The sequence below is a fragment of the Streptomyces sp. AC602_WCS936 genome (genome assembly GCF_019049125.1).
Lineage (GTDB): Bacteria > Actinomycetota > Actinomycetes > Streptomycetales > Streptomycetaceae > Streptomyces.
Window position 1 is genome coordinate 20247 of the sequence record NZ_JAGMUF010000042.1, and the last position, 19187, is coordinate 39433.

Sequence of the window (19187 nt, forward strand, 5' to 3'; positions counted from 1 at the left end):
CTGTGAGCAGCACCGGGGTGGCGCCGTGCTCAGTGCTTGGCGGGAAGGAAGCCCACCATGTCGTACGCCCGGGAGAGGGTCTCGGCGGCGACGGCACGGGCCTTCTCCGCGCCCTTGGCGAGGATCGCGTCCAGGGTCTCCGGGTCGTCCAGGTACTGCTGGGTGCGGTCCCGGAAGGGGGTCACGAACTCGACCATGACCTCCGCCACGTCCGTCTTGAGCGCGCCGTAGCCCTTGCCCGAGTACTTCTCCTCCAGCTCGGTGATGTCGGCTCCGGTGAGCACCGAGTAGATGGAGAGGAGGTTGCTGACGCCCGGCTTGTTCTCCCGGTCGAAGCGGATCACGGTGTCGGTGTCGGTGACCGCGCTCTTGACCTTCTTGGCGGTGGCCTTGGGCTCGTCCAGGAGGTTGATGAGGCCCTTCGGCGTGGACGCCGACTTGCTCATCTTGACCGTCGGGTCCTGGAGGTCGTAGATCTTCGCCGTCTCCTTGAGGATGTACGCGGAGGGGACGGTGAAGGTGTCGCCGAAGCGGCCGTTGAAGCGCTCGGCCAGGTCGCGGGTCAGCTCGATGTGCTGGCGCTGGTCCTCGCCGACGGGAACCTCGTTGGCCTGGTAGAGCAGGATGTCCGCGACCTGGAGCACCGGGTACGTGAACAGGCCGACGGAGGCGCGGTCGGCGCCCTGCTTGGCGGACTTGTCCTTGAACTGGGTCATGCGGGACGCCTCGCCGAAGCCGGTGAGGCAGTTCATGACCCAGGCGAGCTGCGCGTGCTCGGGGACGTGGCTCTGGACGAAGAGCGTGCAGCGGTCCGGCTCCAGTCCGGCGGCCAGCAGCTGGGCGACGGCCAGGCGGGTGTTGGAGCGCAGTTCCGCCGGGTCCTGCGGGACCGTGATCGCGTGCAGGTCGACGACCATGTAGAACGCGTCGTGGGTCTCCTGGAGGGCCACCCACTGGCGCACGGCGCCGAGGTAGTTGCCGAGGTGGAACGAGCCGGCGGTGGGCTGGATACCGGAGAGCACGCGGGGTCGGTCATTCGCCATGTCCGTCATTCTCTCAGGTTCCACCGGCGGCTCGTCCCCCGGTCGGCGACCGTCAGCCGAGGTCGATCTCCGGGTACAGCGGGAAGCCCGCCACCAGGTCCGTCGCCCGGCGGGAGATCTCGTCCGCGGTCTTCGCGTCGAGGACGTGGGAGGCCTTCGACGGGGCGCCCGACTTCGTGGTGCCCGGCTCCGTGGCGGTCAGGACGCGGTCGATCAGGCCCGCCACCTCGTCCATCTCGGCCGTGCCCAGGCCGCGCGTGGTGAGCGCCGGGGTGCCGACGCGGATGCCGGAGGTGTACCAGGCGCCGTTCGGGTCGGCGGGGATGGCGTTGCGGTTGGTGACGATGCCGGAGTCGAGGAGGGCGGCCTCGGCCTGGCGTCCGGTGAGGCCGTAGGAGGAGGCCACGTCGATCAGGTTGAGGTGGTTGTCCGTGCCGCCGGTGACCAGGGTGGCGCCGCGCTTCATCAGGCCCTCGGCGAGCGCGCGGGCGTTGTCGACGATGCGCTGCGCGTAGTCCTGGAAGGCGGGCTGCCGGGCTTCGGCGAGGGCGACGGCCTTGGCGGCCATGACGTGCGGGAGGGGGCCGCCGAGGACCATCGGGCAGCCGCGGTCGACCTGGTCCTTGAGGGAGTCGTCGCACAGCACCATGCCGCCGCGCGGGCCGCGCAGGGACTTGTGGGTGGTGGTCGTCACGATCTGGGCGTGCGGGACCGGGTCGAAGTCGCCGGTGAGGACCTTGCCCGCGACGAGACCCGCGAAGTGCGCCATATCGACCATGAGGGTCGCGCCGACCTCGTCGGCGATCTCCCGCATGATCCGGAAGTTCACCAGGCGCGGGTACGCCGAGTAGCCGGCGACGATGATCAGCGGCTTGAACTCGCGGGCCTGGGCGCGCAGGGCCTCGTAGTCGATGAGGCCGGTGGCGGGGTCGGTGCCGTAGGAGCGCTGGTCGAACATCTTGCCGGAGATGTTCGGGCGGAAGCCGTGGGTGAGGTGGCCGCCCGCGTCCAGGGACATGCCGAGCATCCGCTGGTTGCCGAAGGCCTGCCGCAGCTCGGCCCAGTCGGCCTCGCTCAGGTCGTTGATCTGGCGGACGCCGGTCTTCTGGAGGAACGGCGCCTCGACGCGGTCGGCGAGCACGGCCCAGAAGGCGACCAGGTTGGCGTCGATGCCGGAGTGCGGCTGGACGTAGGCGTGGCGGGCGCCGAACAGCTCGCGGGCGTGCTCGGCGGCCAGGGACTCGACCGTGTCGACGTTGCGGCAGCCGGCGTAGAAGCGGCGGCCGACGGTGCCCTCGGCGTACTTGTCGCTGAACCAGTTGCCCATGGTCAGCAGCGTCGCCGGGGAGGCGTAGTTCTCGGAGGCGATCAGCTTCAGCATCTCGCGCTGGTCGGCGATCTCCTGGCCGATGGCGTCGGCGACGCGGGGCTCGACGCTGCGGATCGCTTGCAGCGCGGCTCGATAGGCGACGGACTCGGGGGTGAGATCTGCGGACATGGGAGCCTCCGGACGTTGTGTTCAGCGTTCACGGTACGGACGGCCCAGGCGCACGGCACTTGTTGTTCGGGCCGCTCCCCGATGGTTGGTCCATCCCAGCGCGCCAGTCACGGCCCGGGGTCAGGGTACCGGAACGCGTCTGCCGGGTTGCTGTGTGTCTCCGGGTGCGGGTGATGCGTGGCTGGTCGCGCCCGCGCGGCGGAGCCGCACATGTCACAGCCCCGCGCCCCTAAAGGCCCCTGCGGGGCCTCCTTACAAGATCACGTGGGGCAGGAAGCGGGCGTACTCGTCCGTCACCAGGCCGCTCGACTCCCTGATGCCCAGGCCCGCCGACTCGTTCTCCACCACCCAGGCGCCGAGGACGACCCGGTTGCCGTCGAAGTCGGGCAAGGGTGCCAGCTCCTGGTAGCAGCACGGCTCGGTGCGGGCGTGCACGTCCGTGCCGGGGCGGTGGATCGTGACGCCGGCGCCCTCGCGGCCGAGGAGGGGTTTGGCGACGTAGCCGGTGGTGCGGGCGAGGTCGCGGGGGCCGTCGAGGTAGGCCGGGAGGAGGTTGGGGTGGTCCGGGTACAGCTCCCAGAGGATGGCCAGCAGCGCCTTGTTGCTGAGCAGCATCTTCCATGCGGGCTCGATCCACAGGGTGGTGCCGGTGCCGCCGCCGTTGTCGAGGGTGTCCAGGACGTGGTCGGCGAAGCGGTCGGTGGTGAGCCACTCCCAGGGGTAGAGCTTGAAGATGCTGCGGATGAAGCGCAGCTTGGTGTCCACGAAGCGGCCGGAGAGGCGGTCCCAGCCGATCTCCTCCATGGAGATCCACTCGGTGGCCAGCCCGGCCTGCTCGGCGGTCTCCTTGAGGTAGGCGACCGTCATCAGGTCCTCGCCCAGCTCGTCGGCCTCGGAGTTCGCGAAGTACAGCGGGGTGCCGGGCGGGAGGAGGGCGGCCTGCTTCTTCCAGGCGTCGATCAGGCGCTCGTGGAGGCTGTTCCACTGGTCGGCGCCGGGGAAGCGCTCCTCCATCCAGAACCACTGCGGGGAGGCGGCCTCCACCAGGGAGGTCGGGGTGTCCGCGTTGTACTCCAGGAGCTTGGCGGGGCCCGTGCCGTCGTAGCGCAGGTCGAAGCGGGCGTAGACGGAGGGGAGTTCGGAGCGGCGGTGCCAGGCCTCGGTGACCGCGCGGACCACGCGCGGGTCGGTGATGCCGAGGTCGGCGAAGCGGTCGGCGGTGACGATGTGCTCGGCCGCCGCCAGGCACATGCGGTGCAGTTCCTCGACGACCTCTTCCAGCGTCTCGACCTCGGGGAGGGAGAAGACGTAGTACGCGCTCTCGTCCCAGTAGGGGCGCAGGGTGTCGTCGGGGTAGCGGGTCAGGGGGTAGATGCAGCCCTGTTCCTCGACGGTCTGCTGCCAGCCGGGGCGGGGCTCGGTGGTGCGGCGTTCCATGGTCCGGCTCAGCCGCCGCCGCTGCCGGAGCAGCCGAAGCCGCCGCGGTCGACGGCCTCGTCGCGGCTGAAGGTGCCGTAGTCGGCCCAGCCGCCGCTGACGTCGGCGTCGTAGTACCAGTCGGCGTCGTCGACGCCCTTGGCGCCCTTCTTCTTGCCGCCCTTGCCGTACGAGCCGCCGGTGGAGCCGGACTTGCAGTTCTTGTCGGCCACGACCTTGTAGCCGTTGATGTAGTCGTAGCTGTCGCGGTCCACGCAGCGGCGGTCGGGGTCCGATCCGCACGCGCTCAGGGCCGCCGCGAGCACTCCCATGCCGCCGAGCACCACGGTGCTCGACCGCAGCCGTCGCCGGGTCTCCGCCATGTCCGTCTCTCCCCCGTTGTCCGCTTCCAGTACGACAGTTGTTTCCAGTACGACAGTTGGGCCGATCGAGTGTACGGCCGTCGCCGGGGGACTTTACGGCAGCGCCCGGCACAGCGCGTCCAGGGCCCCTGCCCAGGCGTGGTCGGGCGGGGTGCCGTAGCCGACGACGAGGGCGTCGAGCGGGGCGACGTCCGCGTCCGGGTGGCGGAAGGTGGACAGGCCGTGGACGGCGAGTCCGTGCCAGGCGGCGGAGCGGACGGCCTGCTGCTCGGTGCCGGGGGGCAGTTGGAGCACCGCGTGCAGACCGGCGGCGATGCCGGTGACGCGGACGGCGGGGGCGCGTTCGGCCAGCGCGGCGACCAGGGCGTCGCGGCGGCGCCGGTAGCGCAGGCGGGCGGCGCGGACGTGGCGGTCGTAGTCGCCGGAGGCGAGGAACTCCGCGAGGGTCAGCTGGTCCAGGACGCCGGGGGTGCGGCCCGCCATGGCGTCCATGGCGTCCTCGACGAGCGCGGGCGGCAGCACCAGCCAGCCCAGGCGCAGGGCGGGGGCGAGGGACTTGCTGGCGGTGCCGAGGTAGACGACGCGGTCGGGGTCGAGGCCCTGGAGGGCGCCGACGGGCTGGCGGTCGTAGCGGAACTCGCCGTCGTAGTCGTCCTCCAGGACGAGTCCGCCGGTGCGGCGGGCGCGGTCGATGAGGGCGGTGCGGCGTTCGGGGAGCAGGGGCAGGCCCATGGGGAACTGGTGGGAGGGGGTGAGGAGTACGGCCCCGGTGGCTGCCGGGTCGTGGTCCGGGGCGCCGTGCGGGTCTTCGTCGGGCGGCCGGGTGCCGCGGTCGTCGAAGGGCAGCGGGGGTGTGGCGAGGCCCGCGCGGGTGAGCAGGCCGCGGTGGTGGGGCAGGCCGTAGGACTCGACCGCCACGGACGGCACTCCCCGGTGGCGCAGCAGGTCGGCGAGGACGCCGAGGCCACCGAGGAAACCGGCTACGACCACGATGCGGTCGGGGTCGGCGTGCACGCCGCGGGCGCGGGAGAGGTAGCCGGCGAGCGCGGTGCGCAGTACGGCGTGGCCGCGCGGGTCGCCGTAGCCGAGGGCGCGGTCGGGGGCGGCGGTCAGGGCGCGGCGGGCGGCGCGCAGCCACTGGGTGCGGGGGAACGACGCGAGTTCGGGGGTGCCGGGGATCAGGTCGTAGGCGGGGCGGGCCGGTTCCCGTCGGTGGGGCGCGGGGTGCTGGTCGGGGGTGGCGGGGGTGCGGTCGGCGACGCGGGTGCCGGAGCCCTGGCGGGCGGCGAGCCAGCCCTCGGCGACGAGGTCGGCGTAGACCTCGGCGACGGTGTTGCGGGCCAGGCCCAGGTCGGCGGCGAGGGAGCGGGAGGAGGGCAGCCGGGTGCCGGGTGCCAGCCGGCCGCCGCGGACGGCCTCGCGCAGGGCGTCGGTGAGGCCCCGGCGCAGTCCGGGGCCGGACCGGTCGAGGTGCAGGTCCACGCCGAAAGTGGCCCATGGTTTCGCCATGGGAATGGACCATACCCGTGGGCTGCCTCGCCCATAGTCTCGATGGCATGACGACGACGAACGAGAACACCGCCCCCGACTCCTTCGCCCCCGAGGAGCCCGCCCGGCTGGAGTGGGCCAAGCACGCCCCCGAGGTCTGGAAGGCGATGCTGGGGCTGGAGAAGGCGGCGGGCCGGGGCCTGGACCCGAAGCTCAAGGAACTGGTGAAGATCCGCGCCTCCCAGCTCAACCACTGCGCCTTCTGCCTGGACATGCACACCAAGGACGCCCTCGCGGCCGGCGAGAGCGTGGAGCGGATCGTGCAGCTCTCCGCCTGGGAGGAGTCGCGGCACTTCTACACGGAGAAGGAGATCGCGGCGATCGAGCTGACCGAGGCGGTGACCGTGCTGACGGACGGCTTCGTGCCGGACGACGTGTACGGGAAGGCCGCCAAGCTCTTCGACGAGAGCGAGCTGGCCCACCTGATCGCCGCGATCACGGTGATCAACGCCTGGAACCGCTTCGGTGTGACGTGCCGGCTGACGCCGGGCCACTACACGCCGGGGCAGCACGGATGACGGGCGCGGACCGTTTCCGGGCCCTGCACCACGGCCGGGCGCCCGGCGACCCCCTCGTCCTCCCCGGCCCCTGGGACGCGGTGAGCGCCCGGGTCTTCGCGGACGCCGGGTTCCCGGCGCTCGCGACGCCCAGCGCGGGCGTGGCGGCGTCCCTCGGGTACGAGGACGGGGCGACCCCGGCCGACGAGATGTTCGCGGCGGTCGCGCGGATCGTGCGGGCCGTGGACGTGCCCGTGTCGGCGGACGTCGAGGACGGGTACGGGCTGGCGCCGAAGGAGCTGGTGGAGCGGCTGCTGGAGACCGGCGCCGTGGGCTGCAACCTGGAGGACTCCGCGGACGGTGTGCTCAAGGACCCGCGGGAGCACGCTCAGTGGCTGGGCGAGGTGCGGGCGGCGGCCGGTGACCGGCTGTTCGTCAACGCCCGGATCGACACGTTCATCAGGGGCGTCGACGATCCGTCGGCGGCGATCGAGCGGGCCGCGCTGTACGTCGCGGCCGGCGCCGACTGCGTGTATCCGATCGGCGCCCCCGACGGCGTACTGCCGCTGCTGCGGTCCGGCATCCAGGGGCCGGTGAACGTCGGCGGGCGGCCCGGGGAGGGCCCCGCGTCCGCCGAGCTGAGGAGGCTCGGCGAACTCGGGGCCACCCGGATCACGTTCGGGCCGGGACTCCAGCGGCGCGCGGAGGGCGTGCTGCGGGAGATCGCGGCGGAACTGGTGGGGTGAGGGTCAGGGCAGCCACTGCTTCCAGACGGACTCGTGGCTGTCCACCCACTTCTTCGCGGCCTCCTCGGGCCGCAGCTTCTGCTCGGCGATCATCAGGGAGACCTGGTTCTGGTCCTCGGTGGTCCACTTGAAGTTCTTCAGGAACTGAGCCGCGTCCCCGCCGTTCTCCGCGAAGTCCGCGTTGAGGTACTTCTGGAGCTCGGTGACCGGGTAGGCGCAGGCGACCTTCGCCGGGTCGGCGTCGCAGCCCTCCTTGTACGGGGGCAGCTTCACCTCCGTCATCGGGACCTTCTCGAACAGCCACTGGGGGGTGTACCAGTAGGTCAGGAAGGGCTTCTTCTCCTTGGCGAACTGCTGGATCTGAGTGATCTGGGCGGCCTCGGAGCCGGCGAAGACGACCTTGTAGTCCAGGTTCAGGTTCTCGACCAGGGCCTTGTCGTTGGTGACGTAGGACGGGGAGCCGTCCATGAGCTGGCCCTTGTCGCCGCTCTCGGCGGTGCGCAGCTGGTCGGCGTACTTGTTGAGGTTCTTCCAGTTCGTGACGTCCGGGTGCTTCTTCGCGAAGTACGTCGGCACGAACCAGCCGATGTGGCCGGTGACGCCGAGGTCGCCGCCGGGGGCGATGGTCTTCTTGTCCTCGACGTAGCGCTGCTCCTGCTCGGGGTGGCCCCAGTCCTCCAGGATGGCGTCGACCCGGCCCTGGCTGAGCGCGTCCCAGGCGGGGACCTCGTCGACCTGGACGGTGTCGACGCGGTAGCCCAGCTCGTGCTCCAGCAGGTACTGGGCGACGGCCACGTTGGCCTGGGCGCCGACCCAGGACTGCACGGAGAGGGTGACGGTCTTGGCGCCCTGGGCGTTCGCGAACGGGGACGCCTGCTTGGTCATGTCGGCGGCGCCGCAGCCGGTGAGCAGCGTCAGCGCGGCCACGCCGGCGAGCGCGGAGGTCGTGCGCAGTCGCATGTCAGGCTCCCTTCTTCGTACGGCGCTCGGTGGGCTGGGTGACCCGGTCGAGCATCAGGCCCAGGCAGACGATCGCCGCGCCGGCCACCAGGCCGGTCGCCAGGTCGCCCTGCGCGAGGCCGAAGACGACCTGGTAGCCGAGGGCGCCACCGCCGACCAGGCCGCCGATGATGACGACGGCGAGGACCAGGACGACGCCCTGGTTGAGGGCGAGCAGCAGGGCCGGGCGGGCCAGCGGGAGCTGGACCTGGCGGAGCTGCTGGCCGCTGGTGGCGCCGAGCGAGCGGGCCGACTCCATGGCGGCCGGGTCGACCTGGCGCAGCCCTTGCGCGGTGATGCGGACGACGGCCGGGAGGGCGTAGACGACCGCGGCGGCCACGGCGGGCGCGCGGCCGACGCCGAAGAGGGCGACGACCGGGATCAGGTACACGAACTGCGGCATCGTCTGGAAGACGTCCAGGACGGGCCGCAGCGCGCGCTCGACGCGGTCGCTGCGGGCGGCGGCGATGCCGGTCGCGAAGCCGATGACCAGGGTGACGGCGACGGCCGCGAGGACCTGGGAGAGCGTGTCCAGGGACGGGTTCCACACGCCGAGCACGCCGATCGCGGCCATGGCGAGGACGGCGGTGAGCGCGGTGCGCCAGGTGCCGATCAGCCAGGCCAGGGCGGCGACGATGAGGAGCACCGACCACCAGGGCAGCCACTGGAGGCCGTCGCGGAGGGGGTTGAGGACCCAGTTGGTGAAGTGGGCGGCCCAGTCGGCGGTGCCGCCGACGACGGGGACGCCGGAGTAGAGGTGGGCGGTCATCCAGTCGACGGCCCGGTTGACGGGCTCGGCGATGTTGAGGTCCCAGCCGTCGGGCCACTCCAGGAACCCGGCGAGGCGTCCGGCGACCGCGACGGCCGCGGCGGCGGCCAGGGCGTACAGCCAGGTCAGCGGGGACTTCCCGGACTCCCCGAGCCGCTCCCCCGCCGCGCCGGTCACGCGGTCCAGGACGACGGCGAGCAGCACGATCGGGATGCCGGCCGCGAGGGCCGCGCCGACGTCGACCGAGGCGAGGGCCTGGTAGACGCGGTCGCCGAGGCCGCCGGCGCCGATGACGGAGGCGATGACGGCCATGGACAGCGCCATCATGATCGTCTGGTTGACGCCGAGGAGGAGTTCCTTGCGGGCCAGCGGGATGCGGGCGGTCAGCAGCCGCTGGCGGGCGGTGGTGCCGAGGGACTCGACGGCTTCGAGGACCTCCTTGTCGGCGCCGCGCAGGCCGAGCGAGGTGAGCCGGGCCATCGGCGGGGCGGCGTAGACGACCGTGGCCAGGACGGCGGCGGGGACGCCGATGCCGAAGACCAGGACGACGGGGAGGAGGTAGGCGAAGGCGGGCAGCACCTGCATGGTGTCGAGCACCGGGCGCAGGACGCGGTCCATGCGGTCGGACAGGCCGGCCGCCAGGCCCAGCAGGGCGCCCACGACGACCGACGCGAGGACGGCGACGACCATGAGCGCGAGCGTCTGCATGGTCGGCACCCACATGCCGAGCAGGCCGCAGGCGAGGAAGGCGGCGGCCGTGCCGACGGCCAGCTTCACGCCGGCCACGCGCCATGCGACCAGGGCGCCGATCGCGGTGACCCCGGCCCAGCCGACGGCGAGGAGGGCGAGGTAGACGGCGCGTACGGCGATGACGACGACGTTGCTGACGTGGCCGAAGAAGTAGAGGAACAGCGGGTGGCTGTCGCGGTTGTCGATGATCCAGTCGCTGGCCTTGCCGAGGGGTTCGGAGAGGTCGACGGTGAGGGCGGACGGCCAGGTGGTGCCGCCCCATTGGGTGACGGCGAGGGGGACGAGGACCGCGGCGGCGATCGCGAGGGTGAGGAGCTTGCGGGCGGCGGGGTGGGTGAGGATGCCCGGCGGGGCGGTCTTCCGGGCCGGTGCGGTGATCGTCGCCATCAGACCGCCTCCTTGGGCAGCTCCGCCTCCTCAGGGAGGACGGCCGCCTCCTCGGGGCGTTCCTCGGGTACGGCCGTACCGGCGACGACACCGAGCAGGTCGCTCGCGTCGACCACGCCCAGGCAGCGGCCGTCGTCCATGACGCGGGCGGGCGAACCGGCCCGCGCGACGGCCTCGATGGCCTCGGACACGGTGGCCCCGGGCCGGATCGCCGGGCCCGTGCCCGCCTCGTCGGCCGAGGTCGCGGGGCGCATCGCCGTGCGGACCGTGAGGACCTGCTCGCGCGGGACGTCGCGGACGAACTCGCGGACGTAGTCGTCGGCGGGCGAGCCGACGATCTCCTCCGGCGTGCCGAGCTGCACGACGCGGCCGTCGCGCATCAGGGCGATGCGGTCGCCGAGCTTGAGGGCCTCCTGGAGGTCGTGGGTGATGAAGACCATCGTGCGGCCCTCCTCGCGGTGCAGCCGGACGACCTCCTCCTGCATGTCCCGCCGGATCAGCGGGTCGAGCGCGCTGAACGGCTCGTCGAAGAGCAGCACCTCGGGATCGACGGCGAGGGCGCGGGCGAGGCCGACGCGCTGGCGCTGGCCGCCGGAGAGCTGCCCGGGGCGGCGGTGCTCCAGGCCCTCCAGGCCGACCTTGGCGACGACGGCGGCGGCCCGTTCGCGGCGCTCGGCGCGGCCCATGCCCTGGACCTCCAGGCCGTAGGCGACGTTGTCGAGGACCGTGCGGTGCGGGAGCAGGCCGAAGTGCTGGAAGACCATCGCGGCGCGGTGGCGGCGCAGTTCGCGCAGCCGGGACTTGTCCATCGCGCGGACGTCCTCGCCGTCGATGGCGATGGAGCCTGCCGTCGGCTCGATGAGGCGGGTCAGGCAGCGTACGAGGGTGGACTTGCCGGAGCCGGACAGGCCCATGACGACGAAGACCTCGCCCTTGCGCACGTCGAAGGAGACGTCCGCGACGGCGGCGGTGCAGCCGGTGCGCGATCGCAGCTCGGCCGGGCTCAGGGCGGCCAGTTCGGGGTCGGCGGGGACGCGGGCGGCCTTCGGGCCGAAGACCTTCCACAGGCCGTCCACGGAGAAGACCGGGGGACGCTCGGCCACGGTGTCGGTGGCGGCGGCGGTGCTGTTGGGGGTCGTACTCATCGGGCGTCACCACCGATCAGCTCGACGGCGCGCTCCCCGACCATGAGGACGCCGATCATCGGGTTCACGGCGGGCATGGTGGGGAAGACGGAGGCGTCGGCGATGCGGATGCCCTCGAGGCCGCGGACGCGCAGCTCGGGGTCGACGACGGCGGTCCGGTCGGTGGCGGCGCCCATCTTGCAGGTGCCCGCCGGGTGGTAGACGGTGTGGGCGACCTTGCGGGCGTACTCGCTCAGCTCCTCGTCGCCGGTGACGTCCGGGCCGGGGCAGACCTCGCGCTTCAGCCAGCCCGCCAGCGGCTCGGACTTGGCGATCTCGCGGGCGATGCGGATGCCGTCGACGAGGGTGCGGCCGTCGTAGTCGTCCTCGTCGGTGAAGTAGCGGAAGTCCAGGGCGGGCTTCACGGACGGGTCGGCGCTGGTCAGGTAGAGGCGGCCGCGGGACTTCGGCTTGGGGATGTTCGGGGTCATGGAGACGCCGAACTCGGGGCGCTCGTAGCCCAGTCGCTCCGGGTTGTCCGTGAACGGGATCTGGTAGAAGTGGAACATCAGGTCGGGGCCCGCGTGTTCGGGGTCGCGGCGCACGAACAGACCGGCGTCGGAGTCCATCGCGGAGTTGTCCGGGATGGGGCCGTTGGTCTCCCACACGATCACCGACTCGGGGTGGTCGAGCAGGTTCTCGCCGACGCCGGGCAGATCGAGCGCCACGGGTATGCCGAGGGCCTCCAGCTGGTCCTTCGGCCCGATGCCCGAGTGCATCAGCAGGCGCGGGGAGTCGACGGCGCCGGCGGACAGGACGACCTCGCCCCGGGCCTTGACGAGGATCTCCTCGCCGTCCTTGGTGCGGACGTGGACGCCCTCGGCGCGGGTGCCGTCGAGCTGGAGCTTGTACGCCCAGGTCTCCAGCATGATCGTGAGGTTGGGGCGCTCGTCCATCACCGGGTGGAGGTACGCCACCGACGCCGAGGAACGCTTGTTGTTCTCGGGGTGGTAGGCGAGGTCGAAGAAGCCGACGCCGTCGTTGAACGGCTTCTTGTTGAAGCCCTCGATCCGGGGGACCTCCAGCGTCTTCTGCGCGGAGTCGACGAAGTCGCGGGCGATGGCGTTCCGGTCCTTCTCGTCGACCGGGACGATGTTGTTCTTCAGCCGGGCGAAGTACGCCTCCATCTGGACCGCGCCCCAGCCCTTGGCGCCGGCCGCCTCCCACTCGTCCCAGTCGGACGGCAGCGGCTTGAAGGCGATGAGGGTGTTGTGGGAGGAGCAGCCGCCGAGGACGCGGGCGCGGCTGTGCCGGATGTGCGAGTTGCCGCGCGGCTGCTCGGTGGTGGGGTAGTCGTAGTCCAGCTCGCCGCCGAGCAGGCCCATCCAGCGGCGCAGGGTCAGCACGTCGTCGCGGCCTACGTCGCTGGGGCCGCCCTCGATGACGGCGACGGTGACGTCCGGGTTCTCGGTGAGGCGGGAGGCGATGACGGAGCCTGCCGTGCCGCCGCCGATGACGACGTAGTCGTATTCGTGAGTGGTCTCGGACATGGGGGTACTCCAGTGGGGCGAGCGGATGATGCGGGGACGTACGGAAACGGGAGTGTCAGCCGGTGAACCAGCGGACGGGCTTCGGTGCGAGGTTCTGGTAAACGTGCTTGCTCTCGCGGTACTCGGCAAGGCCCGCGGGGCCCAGTTCGCGGCCGACGCCGCTCTTGCCGAAGCCGCCCCACTCCGCCTGCGGGAGGTAGGGGTGGAAGTCGTTGATCCAGACGGTGCCGTGGCGCAGCCGGCCGGCGACCCGGCGGGCGCGGCCCGCGTCGGCGGTCCACACGGCGCCCGCGAGGCCGTACTCGGTGTCGTTGGCGAGGGCGACGGCCTCGTCCTCGGTGCGGAAGGTCTCGACGGTGAGGACCGGCCCGAAGACCTCCTCGCGCACGACCCGCATCTCGCGGTGGCACTGGTCGAGGACGGTCGGCTCGTAGAAGTAGCCGCTCTCCGGGCGCTCGGGGGACGGGTCGGGGCGCTTGCCGCCGCAGCGCGGCACCGCGCCCTCGGCGAGGGCGGAGGCGACGTAGTCCTCGGTCTTGGCGCGCTGCTGCTCGGAGACGAGCGGGCCGCACTCGACGCCGTCCTCGGTGCCGCGGCCGAGGCGGATCTTCGCGGCGCGGCGGGCGAGTTCGGCGACGAAGCGCTCGCGGACCGACTCCTCGATGATGAGGCGGCCGCCGGCGGAGCAGACCTGGCCGCTGTGGATGAAGGCGGCGTTGAGGGCCTGGTCGACGGCGGTGTCGAAGCCCTCGTCGGTCTCGCAGGCGTCGGCGAAGACGACGTTGGGGTTCTTGCCGCCGAGTTCGAGGGCGACCTTCTTGACGGTGACGGCGGCGGCCTGGGCGACCTTGGTGCCGCTGACCAGGCCGCCGGTGAAGGAGACCAGGTCGACGTCGGGGTGTTCGGCGAGCCGGGCGCCGACGGTGTGGCCGGGGCCGGTGACGACGTTGGCGACGCCGGTGGGGAGGCCGGCCTCGGTCAGCAGGTCGATCAGGGCGACGGTGGTCATGGGCGTGATCTCGCTGGGCTTGATCACGAAGGTGTTGCCGGCGGCGAGCGCGGGGGCGATCTTCCAGCTGGCCTGGAGGAGCGGGTAGTTCCAGGGGGTGATCATCGCGCAGACGCCGACCGGCTCGTGCACGACGACGCTGTGGATGTCGGGCGAGCCCGCGTCGACGACCCGGCCGGGCGCCTCACCGGCGACGAGGTCGGCGAAGTAGCGGAAGGCGTCGGCGACGCAGTCGATGTCGACCCGGCCCTCCTCGACGGTCTTGCCCGCGTCGCGGCTCTCCAGCAGGCCGAGCGGCTCGCGGTCGCGCACGAGGAGGTCGGCGACGCGGCGCAGCAGGGCGGCGCGTTCGGCGACCGGAGTGTGCGGCCACTCGCCGGTGTCGAAGGCGCGCCGGGCGGCGGCCACCGCGAGGTCGGTGTCCTTCTCGTCGCCCTCGGCGACCACGGCGAAGGGCTGGGCGTCCGCCGGGTCGAGGATGTCGCGGGTGGCGCCGGAGGACGCCGCCAGCCACTCGCCGCCCGCGTGAATGGTGCGGTGACCCCGCTCCGCCTGGGTTTCCGTTCGGTTCGCCATGGTGGGAAATGCCTTCCGTTCCTGATCAACCCCTGTGTCACACGCGTGTCACTCTCGGGGACCGTGAGCCCCTGCCCCACGGCTCGGTATGCATGCCGAATCGGTGTCCGAAAGTGCGGCGCATCACTTGCAAAAGGGTCGAATGGAATGAAAACGGGCCCCGTTCCGGTCGGAACCGGAACGGGGCCCGTGCGGGGCCTGCGGGGCCGCGGGCGGCCCGGAACGCGGGTGGCTCAGATGAGGCCGAGGGCGCGGACCGCCTCGCGCTCCTCCGACAGCTCCTTGACGGAGGCGTCGATGCGGGCGCGGGAGAAGTCGTTGATCTCCAGGCCCTGGACGATCTCGTACTTGCCGTCCTTGGTGGTGACCGGGAAGGAGGAGATGATGCCCTCCGGGACGCCGTAGGAGCCGTCCGACGGGATGCCCATGGAGGCCCAGTCGCCGTCGGCGGTGCCGTTGACCCAGGTGTGGACGTGGTCGATGGCGGCGTTGGCGGCGGACGCGGCCGACGAGGCACCGCGGGCCTCGATGATGGCGGCGCCGCGCTTGGCGACGGTCGGGATGAAGTCCTCGGCCAGCCACTTCTCGTCGTTCACGGTCTCGGCGGCGTTCTTGCCGGCGATCGTGGCGTTGAAGATGTCCGGGTACTGGGTGGCGGAGTGGTTGCCCCAGATGGTCAGGCGCTTGATGTCGGTGACCGACGAGCCCGTCTTCTTCGCGAGCTGGGTCAGCGCGCGGTTGTGGTCCAGGCGGGTCATGGCGGTGAAGCGCTCGGCCGGTACGTCCGGGGCGGCGGCCTGGGCGATCAGGGCGTTGGTGTTGGCCGGGTTGCCGACGACGAGGACCTTGATGTCGTCCGCGGCGTGGTCGTTGATGGCCTTGCCCTGCGGCTTGAAGATGCCGCCGTTGGCCTCCAGGAGGTCGCCGCGCTCCATGCCCTTGGTGCGGGGGCGGGCGCCGACGAGGAGGGCGACGTTGGCGCCGTCGAAGGCGACGTTCGGGTCGTCGGTGATCTCGATGCTCTGGAGGAGCGGGAACGCGCAGTCGTCCAGCTCCATCGCGGTGCCCGCGGCGGCGTTGAGCGCCGGGGTGATCTCCAGGAGGCGCAGCTTGACCGGCACGTCCGCGCCGAGCAGCTGGCCGGAGGCGATGCGGAAGAGCAGGGCGTAACCGATCTGGCCGGCCGCGCCGGTGACGGTGACGTTCACGGGAGTGCGAGTCATGGCGTTCTCCGTATGACAGCTGGCGGTGGGGCGTCCCGGCCCCGGGCGTTTGATCGATCTCTTGGTATCAAGAGATCGATCCAGCGGTCAGGCTATCGCGCCCGCGGTGCCCGGCACCTCCGGGTCGGTGTGGCCCGGCCCACAGGGCCACCGTCGGAGCACGTCACACCCGTCGCGGGGGGATGCGCGGGCATGAAGAGGCGGCCGCCTGTCCGGGAGAGGGGGGACGAAGGCGACCGCCGTTCGGGGATACCGTTGCCGGACTCCCGTGGGGGTACTTCTCGCGTGCCCGCCCCCGGGCGGGCCATGCCTGGCGCCGGGGGAATTTCTTCAGGGCCGGGGGACCGACTTTCTTCAGGACGGTCCCGGGGACGGCGCGCGGCGCGGCCCGTCCCCGATCGCGCCGGTCACTCCGTGCAGCCCTTCCGGCCCGCGGCCAGCGTCACGCACGCCTTGGCGTCGGCCGCGGACTTCACGGCCACCATCGGGGTGTACGCGACGGTGTCGGTGGCCCCGGTGACCGAGCCCGTCTGGCGGTTCGCCCCGTCCGCGCTCACCTCGACCTCGGCGCCCTGCGTGGCCTGCGTGACGCGGGCCCACGCGGCACCGCAGGTCTTGCTGTAGCGGACCTCGACGGCGGCCGTGCCGACCGTGGCGGTCGCGGCGGTGGTCACCAGGTCGCCGCCGCAGCCCATGATCTCCGGGTCCTTGCCGGTGCAGGCGTCGCCGCTGCACTTCACGCCCGGCGGCAGGGCGGCGTCGGTGGTCACGGTGGGGGACGGGGAGGGCCCCGCGCCCTCGTTCTGCTTGCCGCCGTCCTCGTTCATGACGTAGAAGGCGCCCGCGATCACCACGAGCACGCCGACGACACCCGCGACGAACGTGGTCACCCGCTTGCCTCCGCCACCGGAGGAGCCGCCCCGGGCACGGGAGCCGCCGCGCGGAGGCTCTCCGCGCGCGCCCGTGCGGCCGTGGCCGCTCGGGGCGACGGACGCCTGTGCCGGTGGCGTCGGGGGGCCCGCGACGTCCCCGCGGTCGGCCCGCGTACCGGGCCTCGCCGTACGGTCGCCGGTCGGTGCCGGGCCCCGGTAACCGGCGAGGCGCCACGAATTGCCGTCGGCCGCCCCGCCGGAGGACGGGACGGAGGGCGCGCCGGGTGAGGCGCCGCCCCGGGCCGTGCCGACGGCCGAGTCGGCGCTCTCGGCGGCGGTCGGCTGCGCCGGGACCGACGGCGGCAGCGTGGGCGCCACACCGGCCGGCCCGGCGACACCGGGCGTGGCCGTCGCGCCGCCGGCGTGGCGGCCGGTACGGCTCCCCCTGCTCCGGCCGGCGCTGCCCGACTTGGCGGCGGGCGTGCCCAGCTCGCCGAGCGCGGCGCGCGCCTGGGAGATCCGGATGGCCTCCATGGTCATGTCGTGACGCATCTCCGAGCGGCTCCAGGCGCGCTCGGCCAGCTCCCACATGGTGGTGAGGTGCATCGGGTTGGTGCCCGTCACCTCGGCCAGAGCCACGATGGCACCCTTCGGCGCCAGCAGCCGGCCGTTCAGATACCGCTCCCAGGACGTCTTGCTGTAGCCGGTGGCGTCGGCCACCGACGCGATGCTCAGGTCGTGGCGATCCACGAGCCGCCGCAGCTGGCTCGTGAACTCCTTGATCTGCGGATCGAGTTCCTCCGGCAAAGCCTTCCAACGAGGCATTGCTTCCCCCCTCTTACCCCCGGTGACGTGCTGTTCGTTCCCCCGCTTGGTCCTCTCGCGCGGCGTCCCGCGCGGAGTCCCCGTTCTGGCTACCCACAGGGATGCGCCCGGTCAGGATCTCAGTTCCCGGGGTGGGGGCGCACAGGAGCACAGAGGCCGCAAGCATGCACCGTCGCACGCCCAACGGTTGTGGTCCAGTGTCCCACCGGCGTTCCCGTGCCCGGAACCGAACCCCGTTTTTCACGGCCGGTGGGGCCGAGCGCGTAGCGGAGTAGCGGAACGGTCACTTCCGTGCCACAGCGCCCTGACAGGCGTTGAACAGGGCCTTCGCCGTGCAGGAGGGTTGGTCCCGGCGGCGGCCCGTCCTTTCACGGGGGTGAGGACGGGCCGTTCGCTAGCTGACCGTGAAGTGCAGGATGTCCTGGAGGAACGGGAGCTTCAGCACCGGTTTCGGCTGGACCATCAGCGCCAGCAGGGCAATGGCGAGACCCAGGACGCCGTAGGTGGCGACGTCCGTGAAGCGCGAGCGCACGGCGAGCATGCCGACGTCGGGCAGCGTCCAGCGGAGGGCGGCGCCCACCAGGAGCGCGGCGCCGATGAGAAACGTCCCCCAGCGGAACACGTCCAGCGCCGTCAGCAGGAGCCCCAGGCCGACCAGCAGCACCACGGTGAGCACGGGCCACTGCCGGGCGGGCGCCGGCGCGTCACCGGCCGCGGCCCGGCCGCCGCCCTCGGGGCGCGCGGTGTCGCGGGTGAAGAGCGGGAAACGCCGGGTGGTCCGGCGCGGCCTGCCCTCCGCGTCGGGCGCGCTGACGGGGTCGCGGACGGTGATGTCGTCGGAGTTGGAGTCGGAGTCGGAGTCGGAGTCGGAGTCGGAAGGGCCGTCGGGGTCCGGGGTCTCGCCGGGCTCGAGGTCGCTCTCCGCGCTCCCCGGGCGCCCCGGATGTCCCGCGCGCCCCGGACGCCCCGCGCGCCCCCCATGGGTGTCCTCAGCCGGCACTGCGCTCCGCCGCCTCCACCACGTTCACGAGCAGCTGGGCCCGGGTCATGGGGCCGACGCCGCCGGGGTTCGGGGAGATCCAGGCGGCGACCTCGGCCACGCCGGGGTGGACGTCGCCCACGATCTTGCCCTCGGCGTTGCGGGAGACGCCGACGTCGAGGACGGCGGCGCCCGGCTTGACGTCCTCGGGGCGGACCAGGTGCGGGGAACCGGCGGCGGCGACGACGATGTCCGCCCGCTTGAGGTGGGCGGACAGGTCCCGGGTGCCGGTGTGGCACTGGGTCACGGTGGCGTTCTCGCTGCGCCGGGTCAGCAGCAGCGGCATCGGCCGGCCGATGGTGACGCCGCGGCCGACGACCACGACCTCGGCGCCCTTGATCTCCACGCCGTAGCGGCGGAGGAGGGTGAGGATGCCGTTGGGGGTGCAGGGCAGCGGGGCGGGCTCGTTCAGGACGAGACGGCCCAGGTTCATCGGGTGCAGGCCGTCCGCGTCCTTGTCCGGGTCCATCAGTTCCAGGATGCGGTTCTCGTCGATGCCCTTGGGCAGCGGCAGCTGGACGATGTAGCCGGTGCAGGCCGGGTCGTCGTTCAGCTCGCGGACGACCGCCTCGATCTCCTCCTGCGTCGCCGTGGCCGGCAGCTCGCGCTGGATGGACGCGATGCCCACCTGGGCGCAGTCGCGGTGCTTGCCGGCGACGTACTTCTGGCTGCCGGGGTCGTCGCCGACCAGGACGGTGCCGAGGCCGGGCGTGACGCCCCTCTCCTTCAGCGCCGCCACGCGGGCGGTCAGTTCGGACTTGATCGCGGCTGCGGTGGCCTTGCCATCGAGAATCTGGGCGGTCATGCCCCCATCCTCGCGGATGACCGGCCCCGGGTTCCAATCCGACCGCCGTACGGACGCCACGGGACGCGTCCGCCCGTACCCGCGCGTGATCGTCGTTGTTGCACTTGCACAACACCTTGCGGCCGGAC

The 19187-nt window shown here is 72.4% G+C and carries 16 protein-coding genes and 1 riboswitch; of the genes, 2 read left to right on the forward strand and 14 right to left on the reverse strand.

What is annotated here, in order from left to right; genetic code table 11:
* Positions 1 to 29: 29 nt before the first annotated feature.
* The 5 genes from trpS to KUM03_RS16155 all read right to left on the reverse strand — a co-directional run bounded on the left by trpS (position 30) and on the right by KUM03_RS16155 (position 5849).
* Positions 30 to 1043 carry a tryptophan--tRNA ligase gene (trpS, locus tag KUM03_RS16135; protein WP_217249172.1) on the reverse strand — a complete coding sequence of 338 codons (1014 nt, stop codon included), beginning with the start codon at positions 1041 to 1043 and terminating at the stop codon, positions 30 to 32.
* A gap of 52 nt (positions 1044 to 1095) precedes the next feature.
* Positions 1096 to 2541 carry a glycine hydroxymethyltransferase gene (locus KUM03_RS16140; protein WP_217249173.1) on the reverse strand — a complete coding sequence of 482 codons (1446 nt, stop codon included), beginning with the start codon at positions 2539 to 2541 and terminating at the stop codon, positions 1096 to 1098.
* A 35-nt stretch (positions 2542 to 2576) separates the two neighbouring features.
* Positions 2577 to 2662, reverse strand: a riboswitch (ZMP/ZTP riboswitch).
* Positions 2663 to 2793: 131 nt separating this feature from the next.
* Positions 2794 to 3978 (reverse strand): glutathionylspermidine synthase family protein, encoded by a 1185-nt coding sequence (locus tag KUM03_RS16145; RefSeq protein WP_217249174.1) that lies wholly within the window; start codon positions 3976 to 3978, stop codon positions 2794 to 2796.
* 8 nt (positions 3979 to 3986) lie between these two features.
* Complete coding sequence (locus KUM03_RS16150) at positions 3987 to 4340, reverse strand: hypothetical protein (RefSeq protein ID WP_217249175.1); 354 nt, start codon at positions 4338 to 4340, stop codon at positions 3987 to 3989.
* Between the two features lie 93 nt (positions 4341 to 4433).
* On the reverse strand, positions 4434 to 5849 hold the full coding sequence (locus KUM03_RS16155) for a PLP-dependent aminotransferase family protein (protein WP_217249176.1): 1416 nt from the start codon (positions 5847 to 5849) through the stop codon (positions 4434 to 4436).
* Positions 5850 to 5896: 47 nt separating this feature from the next.
* On the opposite strand from KUM03_RS16155, the gene KUM03_RS16160 reads away from it, so the two are divergent.
* Positions 5897 to 6406: a carboxymuconolactone decarboxylase family protein gene (locus KUM03_RS16160; RefSeq protein WP_217249177.1), complete on the forward strand. Its 510-nt coding sequence runs from the start codon at positions 5897 to 5899 to the stop codon at positions 6404 to 6406.
* The gene (locus KUM03_RS16165) at positions 6403 to 7131 is read left to right on the forward strand and encodes an isocitrate lyase/phosphoenolpyruvate mutase family protein (protein ID WP_217249179.1); all 729 of its coding nucleotides are present in this window, start codon (positions 6403 to 6405) and stop codon (positions 7129 to 7131) included. Before KUM03_RS16160 ends, KUM03_RS16165 begins: the two co-directional genes overlap by 4 nt.
* Before the next feature lie 3 nt (positions 7132 to 7134).
* Here the strand turns inward: KUM03_RS16165 and KUM03_RS16170 are convergent, their stop codons facing one another.
* From KUM03_RS16170 to KUM03_RS16210, 9 genes are all read right to left on the reverse strand, one after another.
* Entirely contained in the window at positions 7135 to 8091 is a 957-nt protein-coding gene (locus KUM03_RS16170) for an ABC transporter substrate-binding protein (RefSeq protein WP_217249182.1), read from the reverse strand.
* A gap of 1 nt (position 8092) precedes the next feature.
* Positions 8093 to 10036: a proline/glycine betaine ABC transporter permease gene (locus tag KUM03_RS16175; RefSeq protein ID WP_217249190.1), complete on the reverse strand. Its 1944-nt coding sequence runs from the start codon at positions 10034 to 10036 to the stop codon at positions 8093 to 8095.
* Entirely contained in the window at positions 10036 to 11181 is a 1146-nt protein-coding gene (locus tag KUM03_RS16180) for a glycine betaine/L-proline ABC transporter ATP-binding protein (RefSeq protein WP_217249192.1), read from the reverse strand. Before KUM03_RS16180 ends, KUM03_RS16175 begins: the two co-directional genes overlap by 1 nt.
* Complete coding sequence (locus KUM03_RS16185) at positions 11178 to 12710, reverse strand: GMC family oxidoreductase (protein ID WP_217249194.1); 1533 nt, start codon at positions 12708 to 12710, stop codon at positions 11178 to 11180. Before KUM03_RS16185 ends, KUM03_RS16180 begins: the two co-directional genes overlap by 4 nt.
* A gap of 55 nt (positions 12711 to 12765) precedes the next feature.
* Positions 12766 to 14295 carry an aldehyde dehydrogenase family protein gene (locus tag KUM03_RS16190; RefSeq protein WP_217249196.1) on the reverse strand — a complete coding sequence of 510 codons (1530 nt, stop codon included), beginning with the start codon at positions 14293 to 14295 and terminating at the stop codon, positions 12766 to 12768.
* A 233-nt stretch (positions 14296 to 14528) separates the two neighbouring features.
* Positions 14529 to 15518, reverse strand: coding sequence for a malate dehydrogenase (locus KUM03_RS16195; RefSeq protein WP_217249199.1), 990 nt, complete (start codon positions 15516 to 15518; stop codon positions 14529 to 14531).
* A 407-nt stretch (positions 15519 to 15925) separates the two neighbouring features.
* Positions 15926 to 17215 (reverse strand): XRE family transcriptional regulator, encoded by a 1290-nt coding sequence (locus tag KUM03_RS16200; RefSeq protein WP_217249200.1) that lies wholly within the window; start codon positions 17213 to 17215, stop codon positions 15926 to 15928.
* A 394-nt stretch (positions 17216 to 17609) separates the two neighbouring features.
* Positions 17610 to 18215, reverse strand: a complete 606-nt coding sequence (locus KUM03_RS16205) for a DUF3017 domain-containing protein (protein WP_308406329.1) — start codon at positions 18213 to 18215, stop codon at positions 17610 to 17612.
* The gene (locus tag KUM03_RS16210; protein WP_073724890.1) at positions 18205 to 19059 is read right to left on the reverse strand and encodes a bifunctional methylenetetrahydrofolate dehydrogenase/methenyltetrahydrofolate cyclohydrolase; all 855 of its coding nucleotides are present in this window, start codon (positions 19057 to 19059) and stop codon (positions 18205 to 18207) included. Before KUM03_RS16210 ends, KUM03_RS16205 begins: the two co-directional genes overlap by 11 nt.
* Positions 19060 to 19187 lie beyond the last annotated feature (128 nt).